Genomic DNA, 21,994 nt, shown 5'->3' on the forward strand with positions numbered 1-21,994 from the left:
AGAACCATGTACCAGCTCGCACCCAACATCGAACTGCTCTTCACGGAGGCCGGTGATTACCACGACCGCGTGCGCGCCGCCGCGGCCGCGGGCTTCACCGCGGTGGAGATGTGGGGACCGACCGGGGTCGACGCCCCGGCCACGCCGAAGGACCTCCCTGCGCTCAAGGCGGCACTGGAGGAGACCGGGACGATCCTCACCGCCCAGCTCGCCGAGCCGCGCACGCAGTTCATGATCCCGCCGTGGGACCACTCGGAGTTCTACCGCAAGCTCGACGAGGGCGTCGCCATCGCGCAGGACCTCGGTTGCCCGCGCATCGTCGTCGGCAGCGGCACGGGCTTCGGCGGCTGGAAGCGCCAGGTCCAGCTCGACAAGCTGGTCGAGATCTACCGGAAAGCCATCGACCAGATCGACGGCTCCGGCATCACGCTCGCGCTGGAACCGGTCAACGTCCGCGTCGATCACCCGGGTTCGCTGCTCGACCGCACCGCGGAGGCGGTCTACGTCGCGCGCGGAGTCGACTCCCCGTACTTCGGCGTGCTCTACGACATCTACCACTCGGCCGTCGAGAGCGAGGACATGGCCGCCGAGCTCCGCAACGCGGGATCGTTGATCGCCTACGTGCAGCTCGCCGACGCCCCCGGCCGCGGTGAGCCGGGCTCGGGCGAGCTCGACTGGGAGGAGAGACTCGGCATCCTCCGGGCGTCCGGTTACGACGGCCCGATCGGGCTCGAGTACTACCCGACGCAGGAGTCCGCGGCGTCCGTCGCCCTCATCCGCGACCTGGCGGCGACGGCATGAGCCGCTATCCGGAGTCCGTCGACGTCGTCATCGTGGGGAGCGGTCCCGCCGGCGCCACGTACGCGCGGATCCTCAGCGAGGAGGCGCCCGACGCCGTCGTCGCACTGTTCGAGGTCGGGCCGACCGTGTCGGACCCGCCGGGCGCGCACGTGAAGAACATCGAGGATCCCGCCGCCCGTTCCATCGCTCAGGAGCGCTCCGAGGGCCCGGGCGCGGGCGCGGACACCGTCAGCTCGCCGGGCGCCGTCACGTCCGGGCAGCGGCGGGCGCGACCCGGCACCTACCTGCTGGAGGAGGGCTTCCAGGAGCCGGGCGAGGACGGCATGCCCGTCGCCGCGTTCTCCAGCAACGTCGGCGGGATGGGCGCCCACTGGACCGGGGCCTGCCCACGGCCCGGCGGCAGCGAGCGCATCGCCTTCCTCCCCGACCTCGACGACCTGCTCGACGAGGGCGACCGGCTGCTCGGCGTCACGACCGACGCGTTCGACTCGGCGCCGTTCACCGCGCTCGTGCGGGAGCGGCTCGCCGCCGCCCTCGACGACGGGCGGCCGCCCGCCCAGCGGGTCCAGCGGATGCCGCTCGCGGTGCACCGCCGCGACGACGGGCGACTGGTCTGGTCGGGATCGGACGTCGTCTTCGGCGATGCCACCCGCGCGAACCCCAACTTCACCCTGTACGACGAGTCGCTGGTGACACGCGTGCTGCTCGACGGAGGCCGGGCCTCCGGGGTGGAGGTGCGCGACCGGCGGACGGGTGAGCTCCACACGGTCCGAGCGTGGTTCGTGGTCGTCGCCGCGGACGCCCTGCGCACGCCGCAGGTGCTCTGGGCGTCGGGCATCCGCCCGGACGCCCTGGGCCGGATGCTGAACGACCAGACGCAGACCGTGTACGCCACGCGCATCCGGGACGCCGAGAGCGTCGCGCCCGCCGGAGCGTCCGGAAGCACGGCGGAAGGGGATGTCGGTGTCGACGAGATCGTCGACGGCGCGATCAGCGAGCAGAGCGGCGTCACCTGGGTGCCGTTCACCGACGAGGTGCCGTTCCACGGCCAGGTGATGCAGCTGGATGCCTCGCCGATCCCGCTCGCGGACGACGACCCCGTCGTGCCCGGCTCGATCGTGGGCCTCGGCCTGTTCTGCGCCAAGGATCTGCAGTGGGACGACCGCGTCGCCTTCAGCGACGACGAGCAGGACTGGTATGGGATGCCGGCGCTGCGCATCCACTACCGGCTCACCGACCGCGATCGCGCCGTGCTCGAACGCGCCCAGGCCGAGATCGTGGAACTCGCGAAGGTGGTCGGCGAGCCGATCGGGGACCGGCCGTTCACCATGCCGCTCGGCGCCTCCCTGCACTATCAGGGCAGCGTGCGGATGGGCGAGACCGACGACGGGCGCAGCGTGTGCAGCCCGGACAGCGAGGTGTGGGCCGCGCCCGGCGTTTTCGTCGCGGGCAACGGCGTCATCCCGACCGCCACCGCGTGCAACCCGACGCTGACCTCGGTCGCGCTCGCCGTGAAGGGTGCGAAGCGCATCGCGAGCGATCTCGCCGCGCACTGACCCTTGCCTTATGTAAGAAAACGACGTTAGTCTGTTGAAAGACGGAAAAAGTAGTCGAGGAGGACTTCGTGATCCCGGATCGCATCATCGAGCAGGGCACGCTCACGACCACCGGCACGCGTGCCGCGGTCGAAGTGCGCATCCCCTGGTACCGCGCGCTGCCGGCGTCCTGCATCGCAGGCGCGTCGCTCACCATCGACGGCGTGCCCGCGCCGGCGGAATCGCTCCGCTGGGAGCTCAACGGCCGCGTCCGCACCTTCGAGGAGATGGCCGATGACACCGAGGAGTGGTGGTTCCCGCTCGACTCTGCCGTGCTCTCCGGCGAGGTGCCGGTCGCGCCGGACGGCGGTGAGCACGACGTCGCCGTCGACCTCACGGTCTACATCCCCTACATCATCATCGGCGACGACGAGGTGCTCCATATCGAAGAGCACGACACCAAGACCATGAAGGCGGTGACGGCATGAGCGCAGCGGCCTCCGGCCTCGGATCCCCGATCCAGGGCGTGACCCTCTACAGCTTCACGCGGGCGTTCCACGGCCGCGAATACGACCTGGAAGGCCTGATCCGCAAGGTCGCCGCGGAGAGCTACGGCCCGGGGCTCGAGATCATCGGGTTCTCCAGCTTCCGCGGCTTCCCCGCGATCGACGACTCCTTCGCCGGCTGGTTCCGCGACCTCGTCGCCGAGGTCGGGCTGGTGCAGACGTCCCTGGCGATCAACGCCGACATCGGCATCCACCGCGACCGGCTGCTCGACCAGGACGAACTGATCGAGTACATGCGCCTCCAGATCGAGGCGGCGGCGAAGCTCGGCTTCCCGATCGCACGCGTGCAGATCTCCATCACCCCCGACTCGATGGCCGCGCTCGCGCCGATCGCCGAGCGCTACGGCGTGACCCTGGCGCTCGAGGTGCACGCCGACCAGTACGCCTCGCACCCGCGCATCCTGGCGCTGCGCGACCGGTACGAGGAGGTCGGGTCGCCGTTCCTCGGCTTCACCGCCGACTGGGGCGCCACCACGGTCGGCTTCGCGCCGTCGCTGCTGGAGGCGTACCGCCGCCGTGGCGCAACGGACGAACTGCTCGGCCAGGTCGTCGAGCTCTGGAACGAGTTCTACCAGGCGGGTCCGCCCGCGGACCAGGCCGACCACGGCCAGCGCTTCGGCCGCTTCATCGGCCTCGCCGCCCAGAACGGCCGTCCCGACCTCGGCATCGACTTCGCCATCAACGGCACCGGCCTGTTCGGCCCGGCGCGCGTCGACGACTGGCTGGAGATCATGCCGTGGATCAAGCACGTGCACGGCAAGTTCTTCGGTATCGACGAGAACCACGAAGAGCCGTCCGTGCCGGTCCGCGACCTCATCGCGCTGCTGGTGCGCAACGGCTACAACGGTGCCATCTCGAGCGAGTACGAGGGCTGGCACTGGAACTACTGGCAGTCGCCCTTCGAGATCATCCGCGACGAGCAGGCGGTGCAGCGGTCGGCCGCTCAGGATGCGGGCAGCCGCATGATCACCGACTCCGCCGAGGCGCGCCGCCAGCTCGCGCAGTGGCTGCCGAGCACGGAAGGCGTGAGCGCATGAGCGACAGCGACGGCATCGCGGGCACCGGCATCGAGCTGGGCACGACCCTCTACTCGATGACCAGCGAGTTCGCGGCCGGGCTCTACACGCCCGAGACGCTCATCGCGGCCGTCGCCGAGAACGGCATCGGGCCGGGCGTGGAGTTCAACATCGCCCAGCTGCTGCGCACCTACCCGGACGTCGACTCCGAGTTCGTCACGCTGTGGTTCGACACGCTGGAGAAGCACGGCCTCGAGCCGAGCGCCGTCGGCACCAACCTCGACATGGGACGCCGAAAGGACCGCGACATGACGCCCGACGAGGAGCACGACTTCCTCGCCCGGCAGCTCCAGACCGCGCACACCCTCGGGTTCAAGCGAGTGGTCATCCGCTCGGCCGGACGGGAGCTGCTGCGCAGCCTCCTGCCGCTCGCAGAGAAGTACGACCAGCGTCTCGGCTACGAGATCCACGCGCCGCAGGGCCCGAACGATCCGAAGGTGCTCGGCATCCGCGAGCTGTACGACGAGCTCGGCAGCGACCGGCTCGGCTTCACCGCCGACTTCTCCTCGACCATGCACAGCCTGTCGCCGACGCTGCTGGCGCAGCTGGCGAAGATGGGCCTCGACGAGAAGCACTTCGCCGTCATGGACGAGATCTGGCACGAACCGACCCCCATGCACGTGCGCAACCAGAAGTTCGAGGACTATCTCACCGGCGAAGGCGTCGACCCGGCGCGGTTCGGGCCGTTCACCCGGCTGGCGTTCAACATGCACGGGCTCGTCCCCCCGGAGGAGTGGCTCGACATCATGCCGCAGATCTTCCACGTGCACGCGAAGTTTTACGACATCGACGCGGACGGCCAGGAGCCGGCCATGGACATCCCGCGCATCGTGCGGCAGTTCGTCCAGGGCGGCTACCGGGGCTTCCTCTCCAGCGAGTGGGAGGGGCACGCCTTCTCCGACCTCGGAGAGGCGGACCCCATCGACCTCGTGAAGAAGCAGCACGCCCTGATGCGCCGCACCATCGAAGACGCCGTCGCCGGCGTCCCGGCCTGACCGAGGAGCACGACCATGTCCGACACCGTCGCCGAGGGGACCCTCTCGGAGCTCGCCGCCGAGGTCGCGCGCCTGCGCGACGAGGTCGCCGCCGCGCAGAGCCTCGCCCGCCGCGCCGCCGACCGCGGCGAGATCGAGAATCTCTTCAACCGCTACATGTACCTCCACAACGCCTTCCAGGACGAGCGGATCATCCCGCTGTGGGTGAGGCGCGGTACCGAGGGCATCCGCGCCCGGTACACGAACGCCGGCCAGTACACCGACTACGACAGCGTGATCCGCTACCACCAGGGCCGTCCGGCGCCGGTCGGGAAGCTCATCCTGCACTCCACCACCACCCCGGTGATCGAGGTGGCCGCGGACGGTGAGACGGCCAAGGGCGTGTGGATGATGGCGGGCACCGAGTCGGGGCTGACCGACCCCGAGGTGGCCAAGGACAGCCCCGACTTCATGTACTCGCCCGGCGAAGTGCAGGGCAAGAAGGTCTGGGCGCACTGGGTCTGGTGCAAATATGCGATCGACTTCCTCCGCCAGGACGGCGAGTGGAAGATCTGGAAGTTCCGCTGCTACGAGCTCGCCCGGGCGCCGTTCGAGGAGAACTGGGTCAGCTTCGGCGAGAAGAACCAGGCGGCGTTCGACCTCGACCTCATGTACTTCGGCGACGACGGCAAGCCCGTCTTCATGCCGCCCGCCGACGAGCCCGTGCCGAGTGAGAACCATCCGTACAGCCCGTCGACCGTGCAGAAGCTCGAGCCCGAGCCTCCCGCGCCGTACGACACGTTCGTCGACACCTTCGAGTAGGAGCAGCCATGGCCACCCACAATTCGCTCTTCGCCGAGAAGGACGTGCGGCGCACCGCCGACGGCATCGCCGTCTCGGTGCAGCTGCCCTGGTACCGCAGCCTGTGGCTGTCCGCGGTCGACGACGTGGCGGCGACCGTCGACGGCGTGCCGATTCCGCGCGAGGACCTGCGCTTCGAGCTCGGTGGCAGGAGCTACCGCATCGAGGAGCTGCCCGAGCAGTCCGAGACGCTGTGGTTCGTCGCGGACCGCCCCGACGTCGTCATCCCGCTGGGCCACGCGCCGGAGGCGGGCGAGAAGCTGACCGTGGAGGTCGTGCTCACCATGCGCCTGCTGTACATGCAGATCATGCCGGGTGCCGACGGAGGCCCCGGCCGTTACGTGACCAACCGCGTCCCGGTCGAGCGGGAGCTGGTGCTGGCGTGACCGGTGGCGCCGCCGGCCGGCCGCTCCGCGTGGCGATGATCGGCTACGGGTTCATGGGCGCCGCCCACTCGGTGGGCTGGCGGCAGGCACCCGCCGTCTTCTCGCTCCCGCGTCCCGTCGAGCTGACCGTCGTCGTCGGCCGCAATCCCGACGCCGTGGCCGAGGCCGCCGAGCACTGGGGATGGGCGGAGTCGGCGACCGACTGGCGCGCGGTGATCGCGCGCGACGACATCGACATCGTGGACATCGTCACGCCCGGCGACTCGCACGCGGAGATCGCCATCGCCGCGCTCGATGCCGGCAAGCACGTGCTCTGCGAGAAGCCGCTCGCCAATACGGTCGCGGAGGCCGAGGAGATGCTGGCCGCCGCCACCCGCGCGGAGAAGCGCGGCGTCGTCGCCATGGTCGGCTTCACGTACCGTCGCGTCCCGGCCGTGACGCTGCTCCGCGATCTCATCGCGCAGGGAGCGGTGGGGACGGTGCAGCAGGTGCGCGCGGCCTACCGCCAGGACTGGCTGGTGGATCCGCTCCAGCCGCTCGCGTGGCGGCTCCAGAAGGAGCACGCCGGCTCCGGTGCTCTCGGCGACATCGGCGCGCACATCGTCGACATGACCCGGTTCGTCACCGGTCAGGACGTCGAAGCCGTCTCCGGCACGGTCGAGACGATCGTGCGCCGGCGTCCTCTGCTCGGCTCCGGCACCGGGCTGTCGGGCGTCGCCGCGGACGGCTTCGGCGAGGTGACCGTCGACGACGCGGCGCTGTTCACCGGACGGCTCTCCGGCGGCGCGCTCGTCTCGTTCGAGGCGACCCGCTTCGCGACCGGGCGCAAGAACGCCCTGACGCTGGAGGTGTCCGGTTCCGAAGGGGCGCTCGCCTTCGACCTGGAAGACCTGAACAGCCTCCAGTTCTACGACCGCACGGCCCCGGCGGACCGCCAGGGATTCACGAAGATCCTGGTCACCGAGGCGCAGCATCCCTACGTCGCCGCCTGGTGGCCGCCGGGCCACACGCTCGGGTACGAGCACGCTTTCGTCCACCAGGCGTTCGACCTGGTGTCCGCGATCGCCGACGGATCGCAGCCGCACCCGACGTTCGCGGAAGGCCTCGCCGTCCAGCGCGTGCTCGGCGCGGTCGAGGAGAGCGCCGCCACCGGTTCCGCCTGGGTGCGCACGGGCTTCCGCGCGCACGTCTGATCCGTCCGCATCCGCTCGAGGAGACAACGCATGACCCGACCGATCACACTCTTCACCGGCCAGTGGGCCGACCTGCCCTTCGAGGAGGTGGCCAGGCTCGCCGGCGAGTGGGGCTACGACGGCCTCGAGATCGCCTGCTGGGGCGACCACCTCGACGTCTCCCGCTGGGACGACGCGGACTATGTCCAGTCCCGCCGCGACATCCTGGAGCGCAACGGCCTGAAGGTGTGGACGATCTCCAACCACCTCGCCGGCCAGGCGGTGTGCGACGACCCGATCGATCAGCGCCATCGCGACATCCTCAACGACCGGGTCTGGGGAGACGGCGACCCCGAGGGCGTACGTAAGCGCGCCGCCGAAGAGCTAGAACTCACGGCGCGGATGGCCGCGGCCCTCGGCGTGCGGACGGTGACGGGCTTCACCGGATCGTCGATCTGGAAGGCCGTCGCGATGTTCCCGCCGGCGTCGGACGAGTGGATCGCCGCCGGGTACCAGGACTTCGCCGACCGTTTCCATCCCATCCTCGATGTGTTCGAGGAGGTCGGAGTGCGATTCGCGCTCGAAGTGCATCCGTCCGAGATCGCCTACGACTACTGGACAGCGAAGGCGACGCTGGAGGCGATCGGGCACCGGGAGAGCTTCGGGATCAACTTCGACCCCTCGCACTTCATGTGGCAGCAGCTCGACCCGGTGGCGTTCGTGCTCGACTTCGCGGACCACATCTTCCACGTGCACGTGAAGGAGTCGATCACGAACCTCGACGGGCGCAACGGCGTGCTCGGCTCCCACCTCCCCTGGGCGAACCCGCGGCGCGGCTGGACGTTCGTGTCGACCGCGCACGGCGAGGTGCCGTGGGAGCCGCTGTTCCGCGCGCTCAACGCGATCGGCTACACGGGCCCGACCTCGGTGGAGTGGGAGGACGCGGGGATGGACCGGCTCCAGGGCGCGCCCGAGGCCATCGCGTTCGTGCGGAAGCTCAACGCGATCACCCCGCCGGAGGCCGCGTTCGACGCCGCCTTCTCCACTAAGCAGGACGGGGACGTGGCCCGATGAGCGACATCCTCGACGTCCTCATCCTCTCCGGGCACATGACCCGCGAGCACGACAACGAGAACCGCAGCTTCCGGCTCCACAACCAGTGGATCACGACGCTGCTGGAGGACACCGGGCGGTTCCGGGTGCGCGTGGTCGAGGACCCGCGCGGCCTCGGGGCGGCGGTCATCGACAAGTACGACGTCGTGATCGTCGTCTTCGAGGGACGCGACGGCTACCACGAGAAGGCCGTCGGCTTCGGGCCGGAAACCGACGCGGCCCTCCTGAGGTTCGTCCACGACGACGGCAAGGGGATCGTCTGGTTCCACGGGTCAGCGGCGCAGGAGGATGACTGGGGCTACCCCGACGACTACAACGTCATGCGCGGCTCCCGGCTGACGGTCGCGGGCGGTCTACGGCCGCGGCCCTGGGGCGAGGCCCAGCTGGACACGGTCGAGCCGCGGCATCCCATCACCGAGGGCATCAGCGGGCGGTGGACGGTCACCGGCGACGACATCCTCACCGGTGTGGAGATCCTCGACGGCGCCCAGGTACTGCTCACGACGTTCGACGACCTCGAATCGTACGAGAGGGCGCCGATCTGGCCCATGTCGCACTACCCGGTCGCCATCCCGGCGGAGGGCGTCGCTGCGCTCCCCGGGATGAACACGGATCAGCCCATCGCGTGGATCAACGAGTACGGCGCAGGCCGCTCGTTCACCATCACCGTCGGGCACGACATCGACACCTTCCGGCGCATCGAGTTCATCCGGATGTTCCCGCGCGGCGTCGAATGGGCCGCCACCGGCAGCGTCTCGCTGACCGGCCCCGACCGGCGGGGCGAGCGGCGCTTCCTTCCCTGGCCCTACTACAACCGCGAGGGCTGACCGGCTCCGGAGTCCGCCTCCGCCTTCGCCTAGTCTTCCGACTCTGCGAAGGCGGAGCGCGCCAGCGCGAGGTGTTCGCGCGTCATGTCGGCCGGATCGTCATCCAGCCATCCGTGGCCGCCCCACTCACTGCAGAGCGTCCCCGCGAAGTCCCACGCCCGCAGGATCGCGCCGAGCTCCCGCAGCGGCTGCGAGACGCGGTGACCGTCGTCATCCAGGTCCCAGAACTTGAGATGGAAGGCCCCGACCAGCGGGAGGATGTCGCGCAGGACGCTGACCGGTGAGCGACCGAATCTCACGAGCAGATCCATGTAGAGCGCGTGGACTTCGGCGGGCACAGAGCCAGACCGGAGGTGGGTGACCACCGCTTCCAGCGTGTCCGGATCGAGCCACCCCTCCGACAGCCGCCGGAGCAGCTCCGCCGGGAGGCTCGGGCCCAGCGTGTCGAGGTAGCTGATCGGGAGAGCCGGCATGAACATGCTGGTGTCGACCAGGAGCCGGATCCGCGGGTCGTCCAGCGCGGCGATGTCGTCTATCGCGGCTGCGACGGCGGGGGCGTCCGGTGCCTGCTGGCCCTGCAGCTCTTCGTACAGCGTCAGCTCCAGGTCGTGCAGGACGGTTGCAACCGGCCCAGGAGCTGCGGTCCGGCCTGGCCGATCGGCAGTCTCACGCCCTCCGCACCGACGTCGTGTGCCGTCCGCAGCTGGGGGAGGAGGAACGCCAGCCGCTCGTCCTCGTCACGTCGCCGGGTCGGACCGAGCCAGTCGTCGAGGCTGGCTCCGACGATGCTGACGCGACCGCCGACCTCGGCCAGCCTGTCGCGCAGCGCGGAGGCCTCCGCCGTGGAGGTCTGCGGGAACGAACGCCACAGCTGCCCCGGCTCGAGCTCGATGACGGAGGAGACGCCCGAGCTCACGATGCCGACCACGATGTCGGTGGCGGGATGTTCGGCCCGAATGACGTCCGGAGTCCAGTTGAAGGCGCTCGCCGCCAGCGTCCACCGGTCGGTGCGACCGGCATCCACTCGCCGTTCGGCGTGGAACGGGAGCGTCAGCGCGTCGGGTCCGGACTGGAGGTACGGGATGAGCAGTCGGAACGACACCGCGACCGTGTGCGCACCCGGCGCCAGGACGGTGTGGCCGCGGAGGGCGAGCCGATCCTGCACGAACCACCAGCCGTCTGCGGCGGGCGCGCTCACCGCGCAGTCCACCCCGTCGACCTGCACGCGCAGGTCGGACAGGCTCGAGAGGGGGAGGGAGCGGATCCAGGGCAGACTCACCCGCACGGTGAAACCGTCGGAGGTGGTGGTCAGAGCGTCATCGCCCAGGATCGGCAGCGTCATGCCGGGGTCTTGATCCCCTCGATCGTCGGCCGCCCGTCGGCGAACCAGCGCGGGAACGTCGCCTCGAAGAGTTCCTCGATCGCGAGCTCCGCGCCGCCTCGCAGCGGCTCGCGCTCATCGCCGATCGAACGGACGATCGACAGGTCCCTGGTGGCCAGCGGCAGCGACAGCTCGTACACCCGCTGCCGGACCTCTGCGAGGAAGATCTCCCCGGCCGAGGACACCGCTCCGCCGATCACGATGACCGCTGGGTTGAACATGTTGACCAGTGCCGCGATGGACTCGCCGATCATGCGCGCGGAGCGCTGGACGAGCGAGATGGCCAGAGCGTCGCCGTCCATGGCGGCGATGGACACGGCCTCGGGGGTGACCGGCTCCCCGCGCCCGGTCAGGGCGGCGAGGGCGCCCCCGGCTCCGTCGGCCAGCGCACGCTCGGCGTCCCGCACGATCGCCCAGCCGGAGGCCTCCGCCTCCAGGCAGCCGACCTTGCCGCAGCGGCAGGGAGCGGTCGAGTCGCGCACGCGCACGTGCCCGATGTCACCCGCCGCGCCGTTCGCGCCCCGATGGATGCGGCCGTGCGAGACGAGACCGGCGCCGATTCCGCTGCCGACCTTGCAGTAGATCAGGTCGACGTTGTCGTCGCGGCGGTGGCTGCGCTCGGTGAGAGCGAGGAGGTTGACGTCGTTGTCCACCCACACCGGCGCGTCGAATCGCTGCTCGAAGAGGCGGCGCACGTCGAAACCGTTCCAGCCAGGCATGATGGGCGGCGCGACCGGCGACCCGGTCTCGAAGTCGACGGGGCCCGGAACGCCGACCGCGACCGCCCAGACCGGGCGGTCGTCGCCGTCGATGAGGGTGTCGATCATCCCGAGCGCCGTCTCGATGGTCTCGGCCGGGCCCCGGCCGATGTCCCAGGCGCGGTGGTCCTCGGCGAAGACCTCGCCATCGAGGGTGGCGAGACCGACGCGGATGTGGAGGGCGCCGAGCGCGCAGACGACGATCGTCGCCTGGTCGGCGCGGAAGCGGAGCGTCCGTGGTGCGCGCCCGCCGGAGGAGGGGCCGTAGTCGCCGTCCTCCAGGAAGCCCATCTCGATCGCAGCCTCGACGCGCTGCGTGACGACGCCGCGCCCCAGCCCCGTGAGCCGGCCGATCTCCGGCCGAGTGCCCGCTTCGCCGGTGCGGACGAGGTTGACGACACGGAGCAGGCTCATGACCTCGTCGGTCTGAGCGCCGAAGCGAAGTGCGGAGTCCCTGGCCATGCTTGATTCTGACACAACTCCGTCTGCATCCGGCGGAATCGCCGCGCACTTGCGCGTGGGCGAGCGGAGCTTGCGCCGTACTACGACGGAAGCCGGTCCGGCGTGGACCTAGGAAATCAGTCTCATTGATCCCCGGCATAGCCGATACGCGGTTCCCTGATGCGGTGGCCCCCTCGATAGTGGAGACCGGGCAATCACATTCCGCCCGTCTGGAAAGGATCAAGGATGATCAAGCTTCTCTCCCACCTGTCGTATGTGGAGATCACGTCCCCCGATGTCGAGGCATCTGTGAAGTTCTACGAGGAACAGGTCGGACTCACCGTCGTCGACCGCATCGATGGATCGGTCTACCTGCGCTGCTGGGGCGACTACTACGCGTACTCCGTCGTCGTCACGCCCGGAACCGAGCCGACCCTCGTGACCATGGCCTGGCGGACCTCCAGCGCCGAAGCGCTGGAGGAGGCCGCCAAGCGCATCGAGGCCGCGGGCGTCGAGGGCGAATGGCTCGACGACGTGCCCGCCATCGGCCGCGCGTACCGCTTCACCGGTCCGTGGGGACACTCGATGACCCTGCACTGGGACGTCACGCGTCACCAGGCTCCCGGCCACGTCGCCTCCATCTACCCGGACCGCCCGGAGAAGCGGAGCAAGGTCGCCGGCGCCCCGCGCCAGCTCGACCACGTCACGATCGCGACCAGCGACGTCGACGCCTTCGCCGCCTGGTACAACGACGTGCTCGGGTTCCGGATCATGGCGCGGACCGTGCTCGACGAGGCGCCGATCTCGATCTTCTCGGTGCTGACCACCAACGAGAAGTCGCACGACCTCGGCGTCGTGCTCGACGGCTCGACCCGTGCCGGCCGCGTCAACCACTACGCCTTCTGGGTCGACACCTACGAGGAGCTCCTCATCGCGGCCGACACCCTGATGGAGAACGGCGTGCCGATCGAGTACGGTCCCTCCATCCACGGGATCGGCGAGCAGACGTTCCTCTATTACCGCGAGCCCTCCACACTGCGGATCGAGCTCAACACCGGCGGCTACCGCAACTACGTGCCCGACTGGCAGCCCAACACCTGGAAGCCGTCGCTCGGCTCGAGCAACTTCTACCGCAACGGCGCCATGCCGATGTCGATGACCGAGTCGTTCCCCGCAGCCGACGGACCGAGCGCCACCGAGGAGGGCGTGCCTGACGAGATCAAGGAAGCGCTGCTCAACCCGTACGCCGTGCAGGGTCGCGGCTGATCATGGCCGCACCGAGCGAGGATCCCGGCGACCTGGACCGTCGGGATCCGGAGGCGGAGATCGGGGCGAGGGCCGAGGCGTACCGCAACTGGGGACGCTGGGGCGACGACGACGTGCTGGGCACGCTCAACCTCATCGATGAGGCGAAGCGCACCGAGGCGGCCGCCCTGGTCCGTGAGGGGCTGACGATCTCCCTGGCGCAGTCGTTCGACATGAACGGGCCGCAGAAGGGCTGGCGCCGGCGCACCAACCCGGTGCACACCATGCTCGACACCGGGACGGACGCCGAGCGCGGCAATCAGGGCTTCCCGCACGGGCTCGGCGGCGCCGACGACGTGATCGCGATGCCGCTCCAGTGCTCGACGCAGTGGGACGGCCTCGGCCACATCTTCGACCACGGCTCCGCCTGGAACGGGCGGCGCGCGGGAGAGGTGGTGACGAGCGAGGGCGACCTGGTCACCGGGATCGAGCACGCGGCCTCCGTCATCGTGTCGCGCGGGGTGCTGCTCGACGTCGGACGGCACCTGCAGCCGGAGACCGGTGAGCTGCCCGACGGCTACGCGATCACCGCCGCCGACCTGCGGTCGTGCGCGGAGGCGCAGGGCCCCACCAGCTCGGTGCGCGCGGGTGACATCGTCCTCGTGCGCACCGGCCAGCTCGCCCGCGCCCGGCGTGACGGCTGGGGCGAGTACGCGGGCGGTCCGGCGCCCGGCCTCTCCCTGACCACCGCCGGCTGGCTGCACGACACCGGCATCGCTGCGATCGCGACCGATACCTGGGGTTTCGAGGTGCGCCCGAACGAGTTCGACGTGCCGGCGTTCCAGCCCCTGCATCAGGTCGCGATCCCGAACCTGGGCCTCACCATCGGCGAGATGTGGGACCTGGAGCAGCTGGCGGTCGAATGCGCCAGGCTCGGCCGATACGATTTCCTCCTCTCGGCCCCGCCGCTGCCGATCACCGCAGCGGTCGGGTCGCCGATCAACCCCATCGCGCTGCTCTAGCGGACACCATCCGCTGGGGCTGAGCATCCCGAGAACAGAGAGGTTCTTGCATGACCGCCGTACAGAAGGTCGCGATCGCCGGAAGCGGCGTCGCCGGTCTGGCCGCCGCCATCCAGCTCGCCAAGGCGGGCGTCGAGGTCGACGTCTTCGAATCGAAGGCCGAACTGAGCGCCCTGGGCTCGGGCATCACCCTGCAAGGCAACGCGCTTCGGGTCTTCGACGCGCTGGGCGTCTGGGACGACGTGCGGGAGGCGGGCTACTTCTTCGAAGGACTGACGCTCCGGGCTCCCGGACCGGATGCGCCGGTGGTGGCCGAACTGCCCGAGGTGAAGACGGGTGGCCCGGACTTCCCCGCGACCGGCGGCATGTACCGGCCCGACCTCGCGCGCATCCTCCTCCGGCATGCGGAGGCGGCGGGTGCGACGGTGCGCTTCGGGTCGAAGGTGACCGGGGTGTCGCAGACGGACGGCGGCGTCTCACTCGACGTGGACGGTGGACCGGCCGGCACCTACGACCTCCTGATCGGAGCGGACGGTCTCAACTCCGTCGTGCGGGACCTGATCGGCATCGAGACGAAGCCGCAGCCGACCGGGATGGGCATCTGGCGCGCGTTCGTCTCGCGCCCGGCATCGGTCGAGCGCAGCGAGCTCTACTACGGCGGCCCGGTGTACATCGCGGGCTACACGCCGACCGGCGAGGACACGATGTACGCCTTCCTGGTCGAGCCGTCCCGCGAGCGCGTCGAGATCACCGACGAGCAGGCGGTCGACATCATGCTGGAGGAGTCGGCCGCGTACGGCGGCCCGTGGGAGGACATCCGCGCCGACCTGCGGGACGGCGCGCACGTGAACTACACCTGGTTCACCCAGCACCTGGTCCCGGCCCCGTGGAACCGCGGGCGCGCGGTGGTCATCGGCGACGCCGCGCACAGCTGCCCGCCCACGATCGCTCAGGGCGCCGCGCAGGCGCTGGAGGACGCACTCGTCCTCACCGAGTTGCTGGTCGAGAGGGACGTCGTGGACGACTCCTTGTGGGACGAGTTCCACGGCCGTCGACTGCCGCGGGCGCAGGCCGTCGTCGAGGCGTCCGTGCAGCTCGGTCAGTGGCAGATCGACCACGACCGGGAGGCCGACGCCGCCGGGCTCATCTTCGGCATCTCGCACCGGATGGCGGAGCCCGCATGAGGATCGCCCGCTGGACCACCGCGGATTCCGGCCTGCGCGAGGGCTTCGTGATCGGGGATCGCGTGGTCCCGTTCCCCGACGGACTCACGGTCGCCGACGTCCTGGCCCGCGGGCTGGCCGAAGCGCCGGCCCTCCTCGCCCGGGTCCAGGACGAGCCGGGCGTGCCGCTGTCGGAGGTGCGCCTCCTGGCTCCCCTCGCCCCCGCATCCATCCGTGACTTCGTCGCCTTCGAGGAGCACGTCGAAGGGGTGAGCGCGTCGGTCGACGGAAAGAGCGAGGTGGTGCCCGAGTGGTACCAGGCGCCGACCTTCTACTTCACCAACCCGCACACGGTGCTCGGGCCGGACGAGCAGCTGCGGCCCCCCGCCAGTGCGCGCCTCGACTTCGAGCTGGAGGTCGCCGCCGTGATCGGCGCGGCGCCCGGCACCGACGGCGCGAACCTGAGCCCCGAGGACGCGGCCGGCGTGATCTTCGGCTACACGATCATGAACGACTGGTCGGCCCGCGACCTGCAGTCCCGCGAGATGAAGGTGCGCCTCGGCCCGGCCAAGGGCAAGGACTTCGGAACGGCACTCGGGCCGTGGATCGTCACCGCCGACGAACTGGACCCGTACCTCGACGACGACGGCTTCCTCGCCCTTGAGGCGGAGGTCTCCGTCAACGGCGAGCGGGTGGGCCACGATCTCCTGTCGAACATGGGCTGGCCGTTCCCCGAACTCGTCGCCTACGCGTCCCGCAACTCGCGGGTCGTGCCCGGTGACGTGCTCGGCTCCGGGACCACCGGCAACGGGGGCTGCCTGGCAGAGCTGTGGGGACGACGCGGCGAGTTGGACCCCCGACCACTCGCCGAGGGCGACGCGGTGCGGATGGTCGTCGAGGGGATCGGCGAGCTGGTGGGTCCTGTCGGGGCGAGCGTGGCCCTCCCGGAGCCGGCCGCGGCCCGGCAGCGCACGCGTGCGCGCAGCCGAGAGGCGCAGGCCGCACTGTGAGTCCCATTGCGAGCCTCGGTGCCGGCCTGGAGGGCGCGACCGTCGTCGTGACCGGCGCCGCTCGCGGCCAGGGCGCCGCCGAGGCGCGCCTGCTCGCCACGTGCGGTGCGCAGGTCGTCGCGACCGATGCGACCGCCCCGGACGAGCCCCTCGGCGACCGCATCGCCTTCCGGCTGCTCGACGTCACCGACGAGGACGCGTGGGCGGAACTCGCGGCGGACCTCGCGACGACGCTGGCCGGAACGCCCCTGCGCGGCCTCGTCAACAACGCCGGCGTCACCCACCGCGCCGGCCTCGCCCAGACCGAGCGCGCCGACTGGGATCGTGTGCTCGCCGTCAACCTGACCGGCCCCATGCTCGGGATGCGCGCGCTCGCTCCGCTCATGGCCGAGGGCTCCTCGATCGTGAACGTCGGCTCCGTTGCGGGACTGACCGGTCACTACACCGCCGCCTACACCGCGTCGAAGTGGGGCCTGCGCGGTCTCTCGCGTGTGGCCGCCACCGAGTTCGGCCCCCGCGGCATCCGCGTGAACACCATCCACCCCGGCTTCATCGAGACCGGCATGACCGCGAACGCGCCGACGGCGATGCGGGAGGCGCAGCTCGAACTGACGCCGCTCCAGCGGCTCGGTGAGCCCTCCGATGTGGCCGGTCTCGCCGTGTTCCTGCTGTCCGATGCGTCTGCGTACCTGTCGGGCGCCGACATCCCCGTCGACGGAGGGTTCACCTCGTCCGCCGGCGCCAAGTACCTCGCGGACCGCATCGCCGCCGCGACGACGTAAGCAACGAGAAGGAGCCCGTTCCGTGTTCATGTACTTCCCCACCAACTACGTGTGGAGCCTCGCCGTGGTCGCGACACTCAACAACGGCGGCTACATCGACGAGGTCGACCGGGCGTGCAAGCCGGTGCTGCTCGCGTCGCAGAACGGCGACGACGCCGGGACCGCAGAGCTGTACGCCTCGTGGGCGGCCGTCGCCGACCGTCTGGTCGCCAAGGCGGCTGCCGACGAGGCCGCCGGCCGCCGGATCGGTGCGGGGGAGACGTACTACCGCGCGTCGCTCTACACGTCCCAGTCGGAGCGGCTGCAGTCGCCGCGGTGGGAGGGTCGCAACGCGGCGTACCAGAAGTCCATCGACCTGCTGCTCAAGCACGTCGAACTGAGCCGCATCCCGCTCACCCGGGTCGAGGTCCCGTACGAGGGTTCGTCGCTGCCCGGGTACTTCTACCGCGCACCGGGCGAGGGGCCGCATCCCGTGATCATCCAGTGGAACGGCCTCGATTCGACGAAGGAGATGATGTACTACTCCGGCTTCCCGAAGATGCTGGCCGAGCGCGGCATCTCCACGCTGATGATCGACACGCCCGGTTCAGGCGAGGCGCTCCGGCTGCGCGGCCTCACCGCGCGCCACGACACCGAGGTGTGGGCAGCGGCCATCATCGACTGGATCGAGGAGCACGCCGCCGAATTGGATGCGGATCCCGAGCAGCTCGGGATCGTGGGCTGGTCGCTGGGCGGCTACTACGCTCCTCGCGCGGCGGCCTTCGAGAAGCGGCTGAAGCTGGCGGTCGCCTGGGGCGCCAACCACGACTGGGCCGCGGTCCAGGAGGCGCGTCGCAACCGCGAGGGAGAGAACCCGGTGCCGCACTACTGGGACCACGTGTTCTGGGTGTGGGGCGTGGACTCGATGGAGGCGTTCATCGAGAAGACCGCGGGGATGCACCTGAACGGCGTCGCGGAGAAGATCACGGTGCCGCTGCTCATCACGCACGGCGCCGGCGACCGGCAGATCCCCGTGAAGTACGCGCACGAGACCTACGACCAGGCGGTGAACAGCCCGCGTCGCGAGCTGCGCATCTTCGACGACCCGGAGGGCGGCACCGAGCACATCTCGATCGACAACATGCCGTACGTCGCCGGCATCATCGCCGACTGGGTGGCCGAGACCTTCGCGGCCGAGAGCGAGGGCGCGGGCGCGGGCGCGGAGTAGGGCGCCGGTGCGCCCTCGCCCCGGCGGTTCAGCGGCGAGGGTGGCCCGCGCGGAAGAGCGGGTCCGGAGTGTCGTCGGGCGCGTCTGGAGCGCTCGCGGCCACCGAGGCCATGTCCCGCGGCAGGTCGAAGGGAAGCGCTCCCTGCGCGTCCGCCCGGCCGGCGAGCACGGCGAGGAGCACGTCGTCCGCGGCGCCGAACTCGCCGACGAGCGCGGCCACCTCTCCGGCGAACGGGGTGAGGATCGCGGGGCGGTTCAGCGTGACTACGAGGACGACCGGCAGGCGGCGAGCGAGCGCGAGCACCCGGTCGATCTCGTCCGCTCCGAATTCGAGGGACCCCTGCTGCATCCCGGACTCCAGGAAGAAGTGGTCGCGGTACTCGAACGGGGATGCGACCCGGACGACCGCGAAGTCGGCCGCCTCGGCATCCGCCGCCCGCCAGCCCGGCGGGAGTGCGGCCTCCGCCACTCCGACCAGGTGCACGCGCGCGTCACCACGGACAGGAAGGAACGGCGCGGCTGTCGTGCCGTTCGCGCGGTTCGTCAGGATGGTGACGGCTCGCGCCTGGGCCTCTCGGCCGAGTGCGACGTCGTCGGGCCGGGGGAGGCGGTCGGCACCGGGCGCATCCTCGCCGCCGAGGTCGCCGTCGACCAGCTCCAACTCGACCATCAGCCGGACGAGACGAAGTGCCGATTCCGCCAGACGGCCCGGGTCGAGCCGACCTGAATCCACCGCCTCCCGGATCAGCCGCGTGTCGCTCTCACCGCCGAGCTGGTCGACCCCGGCTTCGAACAGTCGGCATAGCCGTTCCAACGGGGACAGCTCCTCGACCCCCCACGCCCGCGCCGGGAACGGCTTCCCGGCGACCTCGATGTCGGTGACGAGCCCGAAATCCGTGAGCACGACGCCGTCGAAGCCCAGCTCGTCGCGCAGGAGCCCGGTGATGATCCGCCGGTTGAACGAGAACCCGACCGGTTCGACCGGCTCGCCGTCGATCACCAAGCCCACGGGCATCCCGTAGTACGGCATGATCGCCGCGGCCCCGGCGGCGATGGCCGCACGGAACGGCGCGAGGTGGTCGTCGAACCGTCCCGCCGGGTAGACCTGTTCGCGGCCGTAGGGGAAGTGCGGATCCTCGCCGTCGAGCTGCGGGCCGCCGCCCGGGAAGTGCTTCACGGTGGCGGCGACGCTCGTTCCATCCAGCCGTGGTCCTTGGAGCCCTTCGAGGAAGGCGACCACCAGCCGCGACGTCGTCTCGGGGTCCGACCCGAAGCTCTGCGCCTGGCGGGCCCATCGAGGTTCGGTGGCGAGGTCGATCTGCGGATGCAGGGCCATCCGGATTCCCATCGCCCGGTAGTCGCGGCGGACGGTCTCCGCATAGCGGCGCACCAGGTCTGCATCCCCGATCGCGCCGAGTCCCAGGTTCTCCGGCCACTGCGAGAGCCCGGCCGCCGTATGGGCGGCGCCGTCGTTCTGCAGGAACGCGTGCCGCGGATCGGTGGAGAAGACGGCGGGGAGCCTCGATCCGTTCGATCGCGAGATCCCCTGGAGCTCGCGCAGGAATGCGGCGGTGCGCTCCGGGGAGGGGATGCGGCCCAGGCAGAAGAAGCGGAGGCCGTGGTCGACGATCAGCTCCCGGAAGGTCGGGCCGCCGAATCCGGCGGACGCATCCGGGTCCGGGTTGTCCCCCACCATGATCATCGGATGCAGCAGCAGGCCGATCCGCTCATCCAGCGTCATCCCCTCGACGATCTCCCGGGCCCGGCTGGTGCTGGCGGTGGTCACGGATGGTCTCCCTCGACTCGCGGACGGGTCCATCTTATGTTGAAAACCGACATAACGGTCTCTGGCGATCGGGTCGTCCCCGGGGTTATCGTCGGCGCATGTGCCGCAACATCCGCTGCCTCCACAACTTCGAGCCGCCGACGACCGACGACGAGGTGCGCGAGGCCGCGCTCCAGTTCGTCCGCAAGGTGAGCGGCTCGACCCGTCCTTCTCGGGCGAACACGGCCGCCTTCGAGCAGGCGATCGACGAGATCGCCGAGGCCACCCGCCGGATGCTCGACCAGCTCGTCACCAACGCTCCGCCCAAGAGCCGGGAGCTCGAAGCGGTCAAGGGCCGCGAGCGCCACGAGAAGCGGATGGAGCGCGAGGTCCGGATCCGCACCGCGTCGGTCTGAGGGTTCGGGTCGTCGCGCGTCGCCGCCGCGGTGCGGCCACGATAGCTCGCCCCTTCCCGATCCACCCACGGTGGCCCTCCCCTTCGGGTGGGGAGGGCCAGCTTGTTCCAAGCCACGGGACCGTGGTGAAAGAGCCGAGCATCCAGACACGACCGAGGTAGTGTCCGCACTGCGGCACGCGGATGCGCAGCCGACGGTGCCGCGCAGTGCGAGCTGAACCGGCCTCACGGCCTCCACTGCAGTTCGACGATGTGATGGGCGTCGCTCAGGTAGAAGACGTTCTGCGTGCCCAGGTCGACCTCGACGAAGGCGGCGGGCTCGCTCCACGCCGGCGGCGCACCGACCCGGGCGGCGATGTCGTTGTGGTGCCAGGCGCCGGTGCTCCACCACAGCTCGTGCACGAAGCCGTCGGCGCCGGTGTAGACCACGTGCTGGGTGGCGACGGGCTGGAACAGCCCCGCCTCGAAGGCGTAGCCGACCGGGGTTCCCGTGCGCGTCGGAGCCGGGGCGTCCGCCGCGACCGTCAGGTCGTTGTGATGCCAGCCGTCGGTGCGCCACCACAGCTCGTGGATGTGCCCGTCGACGCCCACGTAGTCGACGTGCTGGGTGCCGTCGCCCCGGAAGACGTAGCCGTGGAAGAGATCGGAGTCGCTCGCCGCCGGCGCCCCGGTCGCGGCGGTCAGGTCGCCCCAGTGCCAGCCGGAGGCGTCCGCCCAGAACTCGATCACGTGGCCGGCCTCCGTCCGCGTGAGCACGTGGGCCGTTCGCTGATCCTCGAACGAGTATCCGGTCGCCGCCACGCCCGGCGCACAGGCCGGCGCTCCGGTCGCCCCGGTCAGATCGAGGTCGTGCCACCCGTTGCCGGAGTTGCTGAGTTCGTGGATGTGACCGCCGCCGCGCGCGTGGTAGACCACCCGCTGGGTGCCGTCGTAATAGGTCTCGTAGCCGTACGGCTGCGACAGGGTCAGCGGCGCGTGCCCCGCATTGGTGAGGTCGTTCGCGTTCCAGCCGTCGTCCTCCGTGTACCAGAGCTCGTGCACGTGACCGTCGAACTGGCGGCCCTGGTACACGACGTGCTGCGAGCCCTGATGCGCCCAGATGTAACCGTTCGCGGTCGTCGCGGCCTCCGCTCCGCCCGCCTCCGATACCAGGTTCTTGACGTGCCAGTCGTCGCCCTCGCTGCAGTACAGCTCGTACAGCTGGCCGTCGTCCCCGCCCGAGAACGTGAAGCCCTGGAACACGACGTGGCGTGTGAACTGCGCGAACAGCCACGCAGTCGGCTGGTAGACGGCGAGCGGCGCCCCCGCTCGTGTCGTGAGGTCTGTGGTACTCCATCCCATGGTGATGCTCCGATCCGTCCGATCGTCGGCGTCGGGATCCGGCGTTGACGCCCTCAGGCTAGACGCGCCCGCGATCTTCCGGGCCTCCCCGATCCGCCGCAGCCGCCGAGCACAGGGAAATTGTCACCAATTCCCGGGAATCGGCGACGGTTT

22 protein-coding genes are annotated in these 21,994 nt (G+C 70.4%); 17 read left to right on the top strand and 5 right to left on the bottom strand.

The window, feature by feature from the left end:
• Positions 1–6: 6 nt before the first annotated feature.
• From QRN40_RS10740 to QRN40_RS10785, 10 genes are all read left to right on the top strand, one after another.
• Positions 7–801 (top strand): TIM barrel protein, encoded by a 795-nt coding sequence (locus QRN40_RS10740; RefSeq protein WP_285115614.1) that lies wholly within the window; start codon positions 7–9, stop codon positions 799–801.
• Entirely contained in the window at positions 798–2,357 is a 1,560-nt protein-coding gene (gene carA, locus QRN40_RS10745) for a c-glycoside 3-oxidase CarA (RefSeq protein WP_285115615.1), read from the top strand. The genes QRN40_RS10740 and carA overlap by 4 nt, the downstream gene beginning before the upstream one ends.
• A 68-nt stretch (positions 2,358–2,425) precedes the next feature.
• The gene (locus tag QRN40_RS10750; protein WP_285115617.1) at positions 2,426–2,824 is read left to right on the top strand and encodes a C-glycoside deglycosidase beta subunit domain-containing protein; all 399 of its coding nucleotides are present in this window, start codon (positions 2,426–2,428) and stop codon (positions 2,822–2,824) included.
• On the top strand, positions 2,821–3,939 hold the full coding sequence (locus tag QRN40_RS10755; RefSeq protein WP_285115618.1) for a sugar phosphate isomerase/epimerase family protein: 1,119 nt from the start codon (positions 2,821–2,823) through the stop codon (positions 3,937–3,939). Before QRN40_RS10750 ends, QRN40_RS10755 begins: the two co-directional genes overlap by 4 nt.
• Positions 3,936–4,973, top strand: a complete 1,038-nt coding sequence (locus QRN40_RS10760; protein ID WP_285115619.1) for a sugar phosphate isomerase/epimerase family protein — start codon at positions 3,936–3,938, stop codon at positions 4,971–4,973. Before QRN40_RS10755 ends, QRN40_RS10760 begins: the two co-directional genes overlap by 4 nt.
• A gap of 15 nt (positions 4,974–4,988) precedes the next feature.
• Positions 4,989–5,774, top strand: a complete 786-nt coding sequence (locus QRN40_RS10765; RefSeq protein WP_285115620.1) for a nuclear transport factor 2 family protein — start codon at positions 4,989–4,991, stop codon at positions 5,772–5,774.
• Between the two features lie 8 nt (positions 5,775–5,782).
• Positions 5,783–6,199: a C-glycoside deglycosidase beta subunit domain-containing protein gene (locus QRN40_RS10770; protein ID WP_285115621.1), complete on the top strand. Its 417-nt coding sequence runs from the start codon at positions 5,783–5,785 to the stop codon at positions 6,197–6,199.
• A 35-nt stretch (positions 6,200–6,234) separates the two neighbouring features.
• Positions 6,235–7,392, top strand: coding sequence for a Gfo/Idh/MocA family protein (locus QRN40_RS10775; protein ID WP_285117479.1), 1,158 nt, complete (start codon positions 6,235–6,237; stop codon positions 7,390–7,392).
• A 30-nt stretch (positions 7,393–7,422) separates the two neighbouring features.
• On the top strand, positions 7,423–8,445 hold the full coding sequence (locus QRN40_RS10780) for a sugar phosphate isomerase/epimerase family protein (RefSeq protein WP_285115622.1): 1,023 nt from the start codon (positions 7,423–7,425) through the stop codon (positions 8,443–8,445).
• A complete protein-coding gene (locus tag QRN40_RS10785) occupies positions 8,442–9,311 on the top strand; it encodes a ThuA domain-containing protein (RefSeq protein WP_285115623.1) in 870 nt (289 codons plus the stop codon). The genes QRN40_RS10780 and QRN40_RS10785 overlap by 4 nt, the downstream gene beginning before the upstream one ends.
• A gap of 29 nt (positions 9,312–9,340) precedes the next feature.
• On the opposite strand, the gene QRN40_RS10790 is transcribed toward QRN40_RS10785, so the two are convergent.
• From QRN40_RS10790 to QRN40_RS10800, 3 genes are all read right to left on the bottom strand, one after another.
• Entirely contained in the window at positions 9,341–9,784 is a 444-nt protein-coding gene (locus QRN40_RS10790; RefSeq protein WP_285115624.1) for a hypothetical protein, read from the bottom strand.
• 122 nt (positions 9,785–9,906) lie between these two features.
• Positions 9,907–10,653 carry a hypothetical protein gene (locus QRN40_RS10795; protein WP_285115626.1) on the bottom strand — a complete coding sequence of 249 codons (747 nt, stop codon included), beginning with the start codon at positions 10,651–10,653 and terminating at the stop codon, positions 9,907–9,909.
• A complete protein-coding gene (locus tag QRN40_RS10800) occupies positions 10,650–11,912 on the bottom strand; it encodes an ROK family protein (protein ID WP_285115627.1) in 1,263 nt (420 codons plus the stop codon). The genes QRN40_RS10795 and QRN40_RS10800 overlap by 4 nt, the downstream gene beginning before the upstream one ends.
• A gap of 225 nt (positions 11,913–12,137) precedes the next feature.
• Between QRN40_RS10800 and QRN40_RS10805 the strand changes: the two genes are divergently transcribed.
• Genes QRN40_RS10805 through QRN40_RS10830 form a run of 6 tightly spaced genes read left to right on the top strand, consistent with a single transcriptional unit; the run spans position 12,138 to position 18,320 of the window.
• Positions 12,138–13,157 carry a VOC family protein gene (locus QRN40_RS10805; protein ID WP_285115628.1) on the top strand — a complete coding sequence of 340 codons (1,020 nt, stop codon included), beginning with the start codon at positions 12,138–12,140 and terminating at the stop codon, positions 13,155–13,157.
• Positions 13,158–13,159: 2 nt separating this feature from the next.
• Positions 13,160–14,158: a cyclase family protein gene (locus QRN40_RS10810; protein ID WP_285115629.1), complete on the top strand. Its 999-nt coding sequence runs from the start codon at positions 13,160–13,162 to the stop codon at positions 14,156–14,158.
• A 50-nt stretch (positions 14,159–14,208) separates the two neighbouring features.
• Positions 14,209–15,342 (top strand): FAD-dependent monooxygenase, encoded by a 1,134-nt coding sequence (locus QRN40_RS10815; RefSeq protein WP_285115630.1) that lies wholly within the window; start codon positions 14,209–14,211, stop codon positions 15,340–15,342.
• A complete protein-coding gene (locus QRN40_RS10820) occupies positions 15,339–16,331 on the top strand; it encodes a fumarylacetoacetate hydrolase family protein (protein ID WP_285115632.1) in 993 nt (330 codons plus the stop codon). Before QRN40_RS10815 ends, QRN40_RS10820 begins: the two co-directional genes overlap by 4 nt.
• A complete protein-coding gene (locus QRN40_RS10825) occupies positions 16,328–17,113 on the top strand; it encodes an SDR family NAD(P)-dependent oxidoreductase (RefSeq protein ID WP_285115633.1) in 786 nt (261 codons plus the stop codon). The genes QRN40_RS10820 and QRN40_RS10825 overlap by 4 nt, the downstream gene beginning before the upstream one ends.
• Positions 17,114–17,141: 28 nt before the next feature.
• Positions 17,142–18,320 carry an alpha/beta hydrolase family protein gene (locus QRN40_RS10830; protein WP_285117480.1) on the top strand — a complete coding sequence of 393 codons (1,179 nt, stop codon included), beginning with the start codon at positions 17,142–17,144 and terminating at the stop codon, positions 18,318–18,320.
• Between the two features lie 28 nt (positions 18,321–18,348).
• On the opposite strand, the gene QRN40_RS10835 is transcribed toward QRN40_RS10830, so the two are convergent.
• The gene (locus QRN40_RS10835) at positions 18,349–20,106 is read right to left on the bottom strand and encodes a glycoside hydrolase family 3 protein (RefSeq protein WP_285115634.1); all 1,758 of its coding nucleotides are present in this window, start codon (positions 20,104–20,106) and stop codon (positions 18,349–18,351) included.
• A 98-nt stretch (positions 20,107–20,204) separates the two neighbouring features.
• Here QRN40_RS10835 and QRN40_RS10840 point away from each other — a divergent pair, with 98 nt between their 5' ends.
• A complete protein-coding gene (locus tag QRN40_RS10840; protein ID WP_285115636.1) occupies positions 20,205–20,501 on the top strand; it encodes a DUF2277 domain-containing protein in 297 nt (98 codons plus the stop codon).
• A 224-nt stretch (positions 20,502–20,725) separates the two neighbouring features.
• Here the strand turns inward: QRN40_RS10840 and QRN40_RS10845 are convergent, their stop codons facing one another.
• Positions 20,726–21,841, bottom strand: coding sequence for a hypothetical protein (locus QRN40_RS10845; protein ID WP_285115638.1), 1,116 nt, complete (start codon positions 21,839–21,841; stop codon positions 20,726–20,728).
• Positions 21,842–21,994 lie beyond the last annotated feature (153 nt).

This window comes from Leifsonia sp. fls2-241-R2A-40a (assembly GCF_030209575.1).
In the GTDB taxonomy this organism is placed as follows: domain Bacteria; phylum Actinomycetota; class Actinomycetes; order Actinomycetales; family Microbacteriaceae; genus Leifsonia.

Bases quoted from the DNA above. Each gene is read 5' to 3' on its own strand.
- QRN40_RS10740 (WP_285115614.1), top strand. From the start codon at position 7: ATGTACCAGCTCGCACCCAACATCGAACTGCTCTTCACGGAGGCCGGT.
- carA (WP_285115615.1), top strand. From the start codon at position 798: ATGAGCCGCTATCCGGAGTCCGTCGACGTCGTCATCGTGGGGAGCGGT.
- QRN40_RS10755 (WP_285115618.1), top strand. From the start codon at position 2,821: ATGAGCGCAGCGGCCTCCGGCCTCGGATCCCCGATCCAGGGCGTGACC.
- QRN40_RS10760 (WP_285115619.1), top strand. From the start codon at position 3,936: ATGAGCGACAGCGACGGCATCGCGGGCACCGGCATCGAGCTGGGCACG.
- QRN40_RS10765 (WP_285115620.1), top strand. From the start codon at position 4,989: ATGTCCGACACCGTCGCCGAGGGGACCCTCTCGGAGCTCGCCGCCGAG.
- QRN40_RS10770 (WP_285115621.1), top strand. From the start codon at position 5,783: ATGGCCACCCACAATTCGCTCTTCGCCGAGAAGGACGTGCGGCGCACC.
- QRN40_RS10775 (WP_285117479.1), top strand. From the start codon at position 6,235: ATGATCGGCTACGGGTTCATGGGCGCCGCCCACTCGGTGGGCTGGCGG.
- QRN40_RS10780 (WP_285115622.1), top strand. From the start codon at position 7,423: ATGACCCGACCGATCACACTCTTCACCGGCCAGTGGGCCGACCTGCCC.
- QRN40_RS10785 (WP_285115623.1), top strand. From the start codon at position 8,442: ATGAGCGACATCCTCGACGTCCTCATCCTCTCCGGGCACATGACCCGC.
- QRN40_RS10790 (WP_285115624.1), bottom strand. From the start codon at position 9,784: ATGCCGGCTCTCCCGATCAGCTACCTCGACACGCTGGGCCCGAGCCTC.
- QRN40_RS10795 (WP_285115626.1), bottom strand. From the start codon at position 10,653: ATGACGCTGCCGATCCTGGGCGATGACGCTCTGACCACCACCTCCGAC.
- QRN40_RS10800 (WP_285115627.1), bottom strand. From the start codon at position 11,912: ATGGCCAGGGACTCCGCACTTCGCTTCGGCGCTCAGACCGACGAGGTC.
- QRN40_RS10805 (WP_285115628.1), top strand. From the start codon at position 12,138: ATGATCAAGCTTCTCTCCCACCTGTCGTATGTGGAGATCACGTCCCCC.
- QRN40_RS10810 (WP_285115629.1), top strand. From the start codon at position 13,160: ATGGCCGCACCGAGCGAGGATCCCGGCGACCTGGACCGTCGGGATCCG.
- QRN40_RS10815 (WP_285115630.1), top strand. From the start codon at position 14,209: ATGACCGCCGTACAGAAGGTCGCGATCGCCGGAAGCGGCGTCGCCGGT.
- QRN40_RS10820 (WP_285115632.1), top strand. From the start codon at position 15,339: ATGAGGATCGCCCGCTGGACCACCGCGGATTCCGGCCTGCGCGAGGGC.
- QRN40_RS10830 (WP_285117480.1), top strand. From the start codon at position 17,142: ATGTACTTCCCCACCAACTACGTGTGGAGCCTCGCCGTGGTCGCGACA.
- QRN40_RS10840 (WP_285115636.1), top strand. From the start codon at position 20,205: ATGTGCCGCAACATCCGCTGCCTCCACAACTTCGAGCCGCCGACGACC.
- QRN40_RS10845 (WP_285115638.1), bottom strand. From the start codon at position 21,841: ATGGGATGGAGTACCACAGACCTCACGACACGAGCGGGGGCGCCGCTC.